The organism is Janthinobacterium sp. EB271-G4-7A (assembly GCF_020858075.1).
GTDB lineage: Bacteria > Pseudomonadota > Gammaproteobacteria > Burkholderiales > Burkholderiaceae_D > Janthinobacterium > Janthinobacterium lividum.
In genome coordinates, this window is the sequence record NZ_JACYMI010000001.1 from 1,504,087 (window position 1) to 1,515,134 (window position 11,048).

General features: G+C 63.9%; 11 protein-coding genes and 1 tRNA gene. 9 read left to right on the forward strand and 3 right to left on the reverse strand.

Annotated elements, in window-relative coordinates; all coding sequences use genetic code 11:
• Positions 1–102 precede the first annotated feature (102 nt).
• The 5 genes from IGS58_RS06795 (at position 103) to IGS58_RS06815 (ending at position 5,924) form a co-directional block, all read left to right on the forward strand.
• Positions 103–762: a sugar dehydrogenase complex small subunit gene (locus tag IGS58_RS06795; RefSeq protein WP_070255753.1), complete on the forward strand. Its 660-nt coding sequence runs from the start codon at positions 103–105 to the stop codon at positions 760–762.
• A complete protein-coding gene (locus IGS58_RS06800) occupies positions 759–2,417 on the forward strand; it encodes a GMC family oxidoreductase (protein WP_070255750.1) in 1,659 nt (552 codons plus the stop codon). Before IGS58_RS06795 ends, IGS58_RS06800 begins: the two co-directional genes overlap by 4 nt.
• Positions 2,414–3,874, forward strand: a complete 1,461-nt coding sequence (locus IGS58_RS06805; protein WP_230520926.1) for a c-type cytochrome — start codon at positions 2,414–2,416, stop codon at positions 3,872–3,874. Before IGS58_RS06800 ends, IGS58_RS06805 begins: the two co-directional genes overlap by 4 nt.
• A gap of 278 nt (positions 3,875–4,152) precedes the next feature.
• The gene (locus IGS58_RS06810; RefSeq protein WP_034788967.1) at positions 4,153–4,554 is read left to right on the forward strand and encodes a GtrA family protein; all 402 of its coding nucleotides are present in this window, start codon (positions 4,153–4,155) and stop codon (positions 4,552–4,554) included.
• 71 nt (positions 4,555–4,625) lie between these two features.
• Positions 4,626–5,924 carry an NCS2 family permease gene (locus IGS58_RS06815; protein WP_070255747.1) on the forward strand — a complete coding sequence of 433 codons (1,299 nt, stop codon included), beginning with the start codon at positions 4,626–4,628 and terminating at the stop codon, positions 5,922–5,924.
• 243 nt (positions 5,925–6,167) lie between these two features.
• Here the strand turns inward: IGS58_RS06815 and IGS58_RS06820 are convergent, their stop codons facing one another.
• Entirely contained in the window at positions 6,168–6,875 is a 708-nt protein-coding gene (locus IGS58_RS06820; RefSeq protein ID WP_052140687.1) for a GntR family transcriptional regulator, read from the reverse strand.
• A gap of 260 nt (positions 6,876–7,135) precedes the next feature.
• Between IGS58_RS06820 and IGS58_RS06825 the strand changes: the two genes are divergently transcribed.
• A tRNA-Asn gene (locus IGS58_RS06825) sits at positions 7,136–7,211 on the forward strand.
• A 152-nt stretch (positions 7,212–7,363) separates the two neighbouring features.
• On the opposite strand, the gene IGS58_RS06830 is transcribed toward IGS58_RS06825, so the two are convergent.
• Positions 7,364–7,747 (reverse strand): hypothetical protein, encoded by a 384-nt coding sequence (locus IGS58_RS06830; protein ID WP_225317379.1) that lies wholly within the window; start codon positions 7,745–7,747, stop codon positions 7,364–7,366.
• Positions 7,748–8,072: 325 nt separating this feature from the next.
• Here IGS58_RS06830 and IGS58_RS06835 point away from each other — a divergent pair, with 325 nt between their 5' ends.
• Entirely contained in the window at positions 8,073–8,864 is a 792-nt protein-coding gene (locus IGS58_RS06835; RefSeq protein ID WP_230520927.1) for an alpha/beta fold hydrolase, read from the forward strand.
• Entirely contained in the window at positions 8,861–9,238 is a 378-nt protein-coding gene (locus IGS58_RS06840; RefSeq protein WP_034787247.1) for a VOC family protein, read from the forward strand. The genes IGS58_RS06835 and IGS58_RS06840 overlap by 4 nt, the downstream gene beginning before the upstream one ends.
• Positions 9,239–9,264: 26 nt before the next feature.
• Here IGS58_RS06840 and IGS58_RS06845 read toward each other — a convergent pair whose 3' ends face one another.
• Entirely contained in the window at positions 9,265–9,948 is a 684-nt protein-coding gene (locus IGS58_RS06845; protein WP_230520928.1) for a hypothetical protein, read from the reverse strand.
• A 135-nt stretch (positions 9,949–10,083) separates the two neighbouring features.
• On the opposite strand from IGS58_RS06845, the gene IGS58_RS06850 reads away from it, so the two are divergent.
• On the forward strand, positions 10,084–10,923 hold the full coding sequence (locus IGS58_RS06850; protein ID WP_230520929.1) for a M15 family metallopeptidase: 840 nt from the start codon (positions 10,084–10,086) through the stop codon (positions 10,921–10,923).
• Positions 10,924–11,048: the final 125 nt, after the last annotated feature.

Genomic DNA, 11,048 nt, shown 5'->3' on the forward strand with positions numbered 1-11,048 from the left:
ATTTACTTCTGTAGGATAATATGGAACCGGTTCCATATATGCGCAAATGCAATGTAGCGCAATCATCGAAGTCAATAAAACAACAAGTCTTGCGGGAGTCTCATGAACCATCCAGGCAGCGAACCATCTGCAACATCCGTTTCATCCCTTCCCCGCATCAGCCGCCGCCACGCCCTGATCGGCCTGGCCGCCTTGCTGGCGCAGGCAGGTTTCTGGAGCAATCCCCTGTCCGCCGCCATGCAGGCGCCGGCCAGCGCTCCGGCACCCGGCCTGGCGCCCGTCACCATGCTGTTCTACACCTTGTCGCAAACGATCACGGGCCACCGCGATTTGTCCGCCGACACGGCGGCGCGCATCGAGCAAGCCATGCGCACGAACGTGCCCGGCTTTGCCGAGCGCTTGCCGCAACTGGGCGCGCTGCTCGTCACGGGCCAGGAAGCGAAAGCCCTGCTGGCGGCCGCCAGCGCCGCGGACACCGGCCTGCGCGAACTGGCGCTGGCCATCGTTGCCGCCTGGTACACGGGCACTGTCGCCGGCAACGCGGCGCAGGGCACGAAATCCATCGTCGTTGCGTATGCGGAAGCGTTGATGTACCGCACGGTGGCCGATGGCCAGGTCGTGCCGACCTATTGCAATTACGGCCCCTTGTGGTGGCTGAAGGCGCCGCCGGCCGTGCGCGTCTCCGCGCCCGTGGCGCCAAAACCCGTACCGGCCCCGGCCACCACCGGCACTCCCGAACCGAAAGGCAAGCAAGCAAAATGAAATCACCCCAATTCAAGAGTAATGGCGACGTCGTCGCCGATGTCGTCATCGTCGGTACTGGCGTCGTCGGCGCCATGATGGCCGACCAGCTGGCCGCGCAGGGCCATTCCGTGATCATGCTGGAAGCGGGCCTGCGCATCGAGCGTGGCCAAGCCGTGGAAAACTGGCGCAACATGCCGTTCGAGAACCGCGTCGGTTCCGACTTCCAGGGCCTGTATCCGCAGGCGGACAACGCGCCCGCGCCGCTGTATTTTCCGAAGAATAACTACGTGGAATTGTCCGGCCCCAGCGGCAGCAGTTTCCAGCAGGGCTATCTGCGCACGGTGGGCGGCACCACCTGGCACTGGGCCGCGTCGTGCTGGCGCCACTTGCCGTCCGACATGCGCATGAAAAGCGATTACGGGGTGGGGCGCGACTGGGCCATTTCCTACGATGAGCTGGAACCGTACTATTGCCGCGCCGAGCAGGAAATGGGCGTGGCCGGCCCCAACGATCCCGCCTTGCAGTCGCCCAGCGAACGCAGCGCGCCGTACCCGATGGACATGGTGCCCTGGGGCTATGGCGACAAGCGCTTCGCCGAAGTGGTCAACCCGCACGGCTACCGCTCCGTGCCGATCCCGCAAGGCCGCTCGACGCGCCCATGGCAGGGCCGCCCGACCTGCTGCGGCAATAATAATTGCCAGCCGATCTGCCCCATCGGCGCCATGTACAACGGCATCCACCACGTGGAGCGGGCCGAGCTGAAGGGCGCGGGCGTGCTGGCCGAGGCCGTCGTCTACCGCATCGACACGGACCAGAACAACCGCGTGACGGCCGTGCACTGGTATGACGCGAAGAAACAGTCGCATATGGCGACGGGCAAGGCTTTCGTGATTGCCTGCAACGGCATTGAAACACCGCGTTTGCTGCTGCTGGCGGCCAACCAGAACAATCCGAACGGCATCGCCAACAGTTCCGATCAAGTCGGCCGCAACATGATGGACCACTCGGGTTTCCACTGTACTTTCCTCGCCAATGAACCGATCTGGACGGGCCGTGGTCCTGCGCAGAGCAGCTGCCTGGTGGGCCCGCGCGACGGTGCCTTCCGCGCGCAGTATTCGGCCAACAAGATGATCCTGAACAATATCACCCGCGTCGGACCCGCTACGCAGCAGTCGTTGAAGCTGGGCCTGGTGGGCAAGGACCTCGACGATGAAATCCGCCGCCGCGCCGCGTTTGGCGTGGACTTGTCGATCAGCCTGGAACCGCTGCCCGAAGCGCATAACCGCTTGACCTTGAGCAAGACGCGCAAGGACCCGCTGGGCCTGGCCTGTCCCGACATTTACTATGACGTGGGCGATTACGTGCGCAATGGCGCGAAGGCCGCGCATGCGCAGCTCGAGCACATCGGCAAGCTGTTCGGCGCCGTGGAATTCCATATCACCGAGAGCCTGAACGCGAACAACCACATCATGGGCGGCGTCATCATGGGCAGTAACCGTGCCGATTCTGTGGTCGACGGCAATTGCCGCGCGCACGACCATGCCAATTTGTGGCTGCCGGGCGGCGGCGCCATGCCGTCGGCCAGCGTGGTCAACACCACCCTCAGCATGGCAGCGCTCGGCTTGCGCGCGGCCGACGACATCGCCCGCACCCTGGCAAGGGAGGCAGCATGATGCGCCGTTTATTACTGAGCCTGGCGCTGGTGGCCGGCTTGCCGCTGGCCGCCCACGCTGTGCCACCGGCACCGCCTGTCACCCTGACGCCGGACCGCCCGGCCGCGCCTTCGGCTGCCAGTCCCGATGCGCGCCTGGAGCGGGGTCGCTACCTGGCCATCGCGGCCGATTGCATGGCTTGCCATACGGCAGCGGGCGGCAAGCCGTATGCGGGTGGCTACGCCATCGATTCTCCGCTGGGCACGATCTACGCGACGAACATCACGCCGTCGAAACAAGGCGGCATCGGCCACTACACGGAAGCCGACTTTGCGCGCGCGCTGCGGGAAGGCGTGCGCGCCGACGGCAGCCATCTGTATCCGGCCATGCCCTACACCAGCTATGTGCAGCTGACGGATGCGGACGTGGGCGACCTGTATTATTACTTCATGCAGGCCGTCAAGCCCGTCGATGAGCCGGCGCGCCAGACGGCCCTGCCATTCCCGTTCAATGTGCGCTTGTCGATGCTGGGCTGGAATACCTTGTTCCTCGACAATAAACGCTTCGTGCCGGACCCGGCGAAGAGCGCGCAGATCAACCGCGGCGCCTACCTGGCCGAAGGCCTGGCCCACTGCAGCGCCTGCCACACGCCGCGCAACGCGCTGATGGCGGAAATCGGCAGCCAGACCCTGGCCGGCGCGTCGCTTGGTTCCTGGCATGCGCCGAACATCACGTCCGACAAGGTCAGCGGCATCGGCGCGTGGACGGATGCGGAACTCACGGCCTACCTGAAGACGGGTCACGTGGAAGGCAAGGGACAGGCGGCGGGCGGCATGGCCGAAGCCATCCAGAACAGCCTGCAATTTTTGCGCGACGACGACGTGGCGGCCATCGTGGCCTGGCTGCGCACGGTGCCACCCGTGCGCGCGCCTGGGCAAACGAAAGCTGCCTTCAGCCATGGCAGCGCCGCCAGCGAAGAGCCGTTGCTGCGCGGCATGGCCGGTTCCACCGAGCACCATTCGCTCAACAGTGGCGCCGTGCTGTTTTTCGGCTACTGCGCCAGCTGCCATTCGGCCAGCGGCGCCGGCAGCACGGGGCAGGCGTATCCCGCCCTGTTCCACAACACGGCGACGGGCGGCAACACGCCGGCCAATCTGGTCTCGGCCATGTTGTTTGGCGTCGAGCGCAAGATCGAAGGGGAAGAACACGAAGCGTTCATGCCCCGTTTCGACCAGCGTTCCTACGTGCAGCCATTGACGGACGAGCAGATCGCCTCGATCGCCAATTACGTATTGAAACAGTACGGCAACCCCGATGTATCCGTCACGCCGGCCTACGTGGCGCAGGCGCGCAGCGGCGGCGAGAAGCCCGTGCTGGCGCGTGCACAGCCGTTCATGCTACCGGGCGGCATAGTGGGAATCTTGCTGCTGATCGCGCTGTTCGTTTGGCTGCGCCGGCGCCGCCAGCGCAAGGAATAAGTACGCCTATCAAAACCTGCTGCGCGTCGTAATTTGCGGTCTGCGATGCTCACTGCCTCGGCGGCCCCGTACTTCGTACAGTTGCGCTTCTCAACCACAACTTCCTTCCGCTCGCTACGGTTTTGTTAGGCGTTGTAAGTGTCTAAACGGCGGCGAATATGAACGTTGGGCGCAACTTGCAGTAAAATGCAGGCTGAAAAATGGTTACGAGCAATCGTAGCCATTTTTTATTCTGGCCTGATCCTGGCGATTGTTTTCGTCTTATTTGAAAATTGACAATGTCCCATTCCCTGCATCACCAATTTTTACGTTTCGCCGCCGTCGGCGCTTCCGGCACGGCTGTGCAATACAGCGTGCTGTGGGGCGGCGTGGAATGGGCCGGCATCAGCGCCGCCGCCGCGTCCGGCATCGGCTACATCCTCGGTTCCGTCGTCAACTACCTCCTCAATTACTTTTTCACGTTTAAAAGCGACAAGGGCCATGGCGAGGCGGCCAGCAAGTATTTCACCTTGCTGGGCATCGGCTGGTGCATCAATACGGGCCTGATGTGGCTGCTGGTACACCAGCTGGGCTGGTATTACTGGCTGGCGCAGGTGCTGGCGACGGGCATCGGGCTGGTCTGGAATTTTGCGGGCAGCCGCTGGTGGGCCTTCAAGCCGGCCGGCGCAGCGGGAAAGTAGTCATTTCGTCATAAAAAGAGGCGCACTGGCCACACGCAGGCGCCCGGTTTTACCAAAACAAGGGGTTAATCATGCAGTTCCTGGAACGCTATTTCAAACTGAAGGACAACGGGACCAATGTGCGCACGGAGCTGCTGGCCGGCCTGACCACGTTCCTGACGATGGCCTACATCATCTTCGTCAACCCGTCCATCCTCGGCGACGCGGGCATGCCGAAAGACTCCGTTTTCGTCGCCACCTGCCTGGCGGCCGCCATCGGCACCCTGATCATGGGCCTGTACGCGAACTACCCGATCGCGCTGGCGCCGGGCATGGGCCTGAATGCGTACTTCTCGTACACGGTGGTCAAGGGCATGGGCATGAGCTGGGAAGTGGCGCTGGGCGCCGTCTTCATTTCCGGCTGCCTGTTTATCCTCGTCAGCCTGTTCAAGGTGCGCGAAATGATCATCAACAGCATCCCGCCCGCGTTGCGCACGGCCATCACGGTCGGTATCGGCCTGTTCCTGGCCATCATTTCCCTGAAAAGCGCGGGCGTGGTGGTGTCGAACCCGGCCACCATCATCGCCCTGGGCGACTTGCACCAGGCGGCGCCCATCCTGGCCATCCTCGGTTTCTTCATCATCGTCGCGCTGGACCGCCTGAAAGTGCCGGGCGCCATCCTGATCGGCATCCTCGCCATCACCGTCGCCAGCTTCTTCTTTGGCGGCAACCAGTTCAACGGCATCGTTTCGGCGCCGCCCGCCATCGAGCCGACCTTGTTCAAGCTCGACATCATGGGCGCGCTGTCGATCGGCATCGTCAACGTGGTGCTGGTGTTTTTCCTGGTGGAATTGTTCGATGCGACGGGCACCTTGATGGGCGTGGCCAACCGCGCCGGCTTGTTGAAAGACGGCAAGATGGAACGCATGAACAAGGCCTTGCTGGCCGACAGCACGGCGATTGCCGCCGGCGCCTGCCTGGGTACGTCGAGCACGACGGCCTTCGTGGAAAGCGCTGCCGGCGTGCAAGCGGGCGGCCGCACGGGCTTGACGGCCGTGGCAGTTGCATTGTTGTTCCTGGGCAGCCTGTTCTTCGCCCCGCTGGCGCACACGGTGCCGCCGTACGCGACGGCGCCCGCGCTGCTGTACGTGGCCTGCCTGATGCTGCGCGAACTGACCTTCATCGACTGGGATGATAGTACGGAAAGCATTCCTGCCGCCATCACGGCGCTGATGATGCCGTTTACCTATTCCGTGGCCAGCGGCGTGGCGTTCGGCTTCATCACCTATGCCGTCTTGAAACTGTTGACGGGCAAGGGCAAGCAGGTATCGGTGGTGGCTTACATCATCGCCGCCATTTTCCTGTTCAAGTTTATCTACTTGGGCGAATAGCAAGTTTGCCGGCAAGCAGTTGCCGTCGCTTGTGACAAGGCCGCCCGTGCATCCGCATCGGCGGCCTTTTTTGATGGGCGGCTGAGAACCTATCCCAGTAGATGAATACATCCGCTGCTGGCGCCCCTCAAAAGCGGGGACTGCGTTGTTCGTCGTTGCGTGGCTCGCCACGCGTCCTCCTCACGCCTTGTCCGCGCTCCTGATCCGCTGCCAGCAGAAGACGCTCCCTACTGGGATAGGCTCTTACATCAGCAGCGCGGCCACCAGGTCTTTCTTGTGGTCGCCGGCGCTGCCGTCGAAGCGCAACGCTGCTTCCACATGCGCCAGGTGCTCGACCATCAGGCGCGCCGCCAGGTCGGCGTCGCCGCTGCGCGCCGCGTCGAGAAAGCGGCCGTGTTCGTCGCAAGAGCAGGCCGCGTCGTGGCCGGACTGGTACAGCATGGTGATGAGCGAACTGCGGCCCACGAGTTCGCGCACGATGTCGCGCAGCACGGCGTTGCCGGCGATATCGGCCAGCAATACGTGGAAGTCGCCCAGCAGTTGCGAGCGCAGCGGCGTGTCCCGTGCCAGCGCCTGGCGTTCCGCTTTCAGGTGCCGCTCCAGCATCCGGTAGTCGGCAGCTTTGGCCCGCGCGACGAATTCGCGCGCCAGGGCCGCCTCGATGATGCGCCGCGCGGCAAAGATGTCGCGTGCCTCCGCCTCCGTTGGCTGGCTGACGAAGGCGCCCTTGTCGGGCACCATGCGTATGAGTTTGTCTTTCGAGAGTATCAGCAGGGCGGCGCGGATCTTGGTGCGGCTGACGCCATACAGCCGGCACAGCGCCTCTTCGCGCAGCCGCGTGCCGGGCGGCAATTGGCGCGCCACGATGGCGGCCGCCATATGCTCGGCAATTTCCGCCGAGCTGTCGCCGCTGCCGGGTTGGTCCACCAGGGTTGCGCTTGATTCTGTCATATCGGATGAGAGCAGTAAGCCAGGGGCAAGGCGAACCTTGCAAGCGCATGTCCGCGTGGCGGCGTGGTTGACGCCCCGCTGCCGGCATGCGGTTGTGCGCCTTGCGTGTCGCTAAGGCCTGGCTATTCTACTATCTTGCGTGGCGCAGCGCAGACGGACCCTGCCATCTGGCGAGGCTGGCTCGCTGGCGGCCTGTTTTGCTGGCCATGCAGATTGAAACTGGACATGGGAAATTTTGACGTATATAATTCGGCCTCCTTTCCCTGATAGCTCAGTTGGTAGAGCGACGGACTGTTAATCCGCAGGTCCCTGGTTCGAGTCCAGGTCGGGGAGCCAGAACAAGCAGCAGCAAAGGGCCACGTGGCAACACGTGGCCCTTTTGTCATGCGCGCACGGTTTCCCGTTCGCGCTGGCCATTGCTTCAGTGCCTTGGCGACGTGCGCGATGCCGGCCCGCTGGTGGCGGGAGCGCGCGCAGTGTTTCCCGGATCAGGGATCCACAAACACGTCGAAACGCACCTTCAGCGGGCTGCCCCACGAGATATCCACCCAGGCCCGGAAACCGCCGTTATACGGTGCGATGTTGTACACGGCCATGCGGGCGGCGCCGATGAAACGGTCCTGTGGCGTCGCGGCATACTCGCTGATGTTGAGCAATACGCGCGAATTGGCCTTCACATTGGCATTGGCGAAGTTGACCGAAGGATGCACGCCATTGGCCGTCCACGTGTAATAGGTGGTGAAGGCGGCGGGGCTCAGGTTCAAGTCTTGTGCTGCCGCGCCTTTTGCACTCTTGCCTTCCTGTTCCATCGGCGCATCGGTTTCTTCCAGTGCCAGGTTGCTGCCGGTGCGGTGTTCTACTTTCATTTCCATGATGTACTCCTGATCGATAGTTTGGACGCCGCGCCTGTCGTCGTGCGGCAAGACGCCTTATCTGTTGCCGTGACGGCCAGTGTCACGTCCTGGCTGATAAGGTAGCCGTCTGCTCCATGCTGTTGGAGTAAGCCATTCTAGGCAAACGCGCGGGCAAAAAGCGCGCGGCGCCGCCGGAAAAACGGCGCTCACTTGTGCTGGCGCAAACACCTTGCAGGCAGGCGGGAATATCTTTTCCAGTAGGCTATTTTTACGGGGCGCCACGCATGCCGTGCAGGACAATGGCACAATAGGCCCAGCCGACCTGCCGATGCGAGCCTAGCCCATGCCGATACTGAACCTGAGCGCCGAAACCGATATCTATTACGAATTGATCGAAGGCGACCCCGCCAAGCCTTGCCTGGTATTCCTGCACGAGGGACTCGGTTGCTGTGCGATGTGGAAAGATTTCCCCGCGCAGCTATGCCAGGCGACGGGGTGCCGCGGCTTGCTGTATGACCGCCATGGCTATGGGCAGTCGTCGCCGCTGGCGGCGCGCCGCCAACTCCATTATTTGCACGACTACGCGCTGTGCGAGCTGCCGCAGGTGCTCGCGGCACTGCTGCCGGGACAGGACCATTTTCTCGTCGGCCACTCCGATGGCGGCAGCATTGCCCTGATCTATGCGGCGCAGCAGCCGCCGCGCTTGCGCGGCATCATCACCGAAGCGGCGCACGTGTTTGTCGAGGGCATCACGCTCGACGGCATACGCTTGGCGGATGCGGCGTTTGGCGCGGGCAAGCTGCGCGCGCTGGCGAAATACCATGGCGACAAGACGGAGACCATCTTCAAGGCCTGGTCGGATACCTGGCTCAGTTATGGTTTCCAGTTCTGGAACATCGAATACCTGCTGCCCTCCGTCGAATGTCCGGCGCTGGTGGTGCAGGGCAGCGAGGACCAGTACGGCAGCGCGGCCCAGGTCGACACGATCGTGGCGCAGGCGCTCAACGCCGTGCCCGCCATTGTCGAGCAGTGCGGCCATACGCCGCACCAGGAGCAGCCGCAGGCACTGCTGGCGCTGATGGAAGGTTTTTTGCAAGGCCGCATGGATGCGGCCACTCACCCGAGAACTGTATGATAGACCACCTGGATCACCTGGTATTGACCACCCGCGACAAGCCCGCCTGCATCGATTTCTATACGCGCGTGCTGGGCATGCAGCTGGAAACGTTTGGCGCCGGCCGCCATGCCTTCAAGTTTGGCGCGCAAAAAATCAACCTGCATGAGGCCGGCAAGGAATTCCTGCCCAAGGCGGACTTGCCCACGCCCGGCTCGCTGGACCTGTGCTTCATCGCCGCCGTGCCGCTCGACGCGTTCATCGCCCACCTGGCGGCGCTGGGGATTGGCATCGAGGAGGGACCGGTGGCCCGCACGGGCGCCAATTGGCCCATCCGCTCCGTGTATCTGCGCGACCCGGACCGCAACCTGATCGAAGTGTCCGAGCGCGCCTGAGGGTCGTCAACCGCCGGCAACCCCCATCAATGGCAGGCGGGATCGCTGTCCCAGCGGCCCGAGCAGATGCGCGAGCGGCACAGCATGCCTTCGATCAGGCCCAGCTGCTGACAGCGCCGCAACAGTTCCGCCGTTTCCTGCTCCCCCTCCCGCTGGCGCAGCACCACGTCGCGCACGGACACTGCCGTGCTTTCTTGCCGGTGCGCATGGGCCACCATCGCCGTCAGCAAGGTCACGTCGCTATCGCCGGGCGCGGCAACCGGCCTCGGCCCCTGAGGGCGCGCGGCGGCCTGGCGCACGGGCGGTAGCGTCTTGTGCGGTGCGCTTGCTGTCGTGGCGGCCATCGCAGGCAAGGGCGGTCCCGCCGTATTGACGATGGTGGCCGCCTGCGCCGCGTGCGGCGGCACCGTTGGCGCCGGCATTGCGGGCGGAGCCTCAGTCACGGCCGTGACGGGCGCCGGCGGCAGGGGCAGGGCGTCCGTGTCATACGCGAGCACGGCAGTGATCAGCAGCGCCAGGCACAGCGCGCCAGCAGCCCAGTGCCGCCAGCCGGGGCGCCAGCGCAGTGCAGGTCTGGCCACAGGCGCGGCGATGCCGTGTTCGAGCTGCGACAGGATGCCCTTGCCTTCGATGCGCGCGCCAGCCGCGCCGGTCTTGCTCAACAGGTCAGGGCTGCGCGCCTGGCCATCCCCGTTTTTCAGTAAAGACAAAATATCACCTCCGCAGTGGAACAAACTCGACTGACCTTGATGTAAACCGCGCTCATGCGGACCGCGGACGCCTACGATCTAGCGATGCCGCCGAGCATGCTGCCCGGCCCCCGCTATTCCCGTCACGGAGCGCCCATGTTCGTCGCCCTGGTCTTGATGTATTTCCTGCTCGCCTGTCTTGCCTGCTGGCTGCTGCTGTTTCCCGGCGGCCGCGCCATCGTGCTGCACACGCTCGTCAACCTGGGCTGGCGCATGCAGCGGCGCGCGCAGCACCTGAAGGGCGGCAGCGGCGCGCGGTGGCAACGCGTGCAGCGGCACACGGGCTCGGGCATGGCGCGCACCTGGCAGCTGCTGTGGCTGCATCGCTGGCTGAGTTTGGCGGGCAGCGTGCTGGTCATCGTGCCGCCGCTGCTGGCCTGGCTGTCCAGCGACCGCATCGCCTTGCGCGGCTATGCTGACCAGCAACACGCGATCAATGACCAGGTCAGCGACTTGCTGAAAGGCGAACAGCTGGTGCCGCCGCCGACCTTGCCGCCGCTGCTGTTTTCCACGGCGGAAGTAACGCAGCTGCGCCCGCTGCTGGGCGGCGCCAGCCGCAACTGGCAATTGCTCGACCACGATTTCGCGCAGCGCCTGCTGCTGGTCTTCAAGATCATGAAAGACGTGCATGGCTACGACATGGTCTTGCTGGAAGGCTATCGCAGCCCTGCGCGCCAGGACCAATTGGCGGCGGCCGGCCCGAACGTGACGAACGCGAGGGCGTTTCAAAGCTATCACCAGTATGGCCTGGCGGCCGATTGCGCATTCATGCATGAAGGAAAGCTCATCATTTCTGAAAAAAATGCCTGGGCCATGCGCGGCTACCGTTTATATGGCGTGACGGCCGAATCGGTGGGCCTGCGCTGGGGTGGGCGTTGGACCATGATGGATTTTGGCCACACGGAATTGCCGCAACCGCGCGTGCTGGGCAAGTAAGCCGCGCCAGTCATTCTAGCGCCGGGTTTCGGCCTGATTTTCACCGCTGCAAGCTTGCTTGCGCGGCGTCAATGGCAGCCCAGCGCCTGCCGCGCGCTGGCACCTGGTACTTGTCATATGTCAAC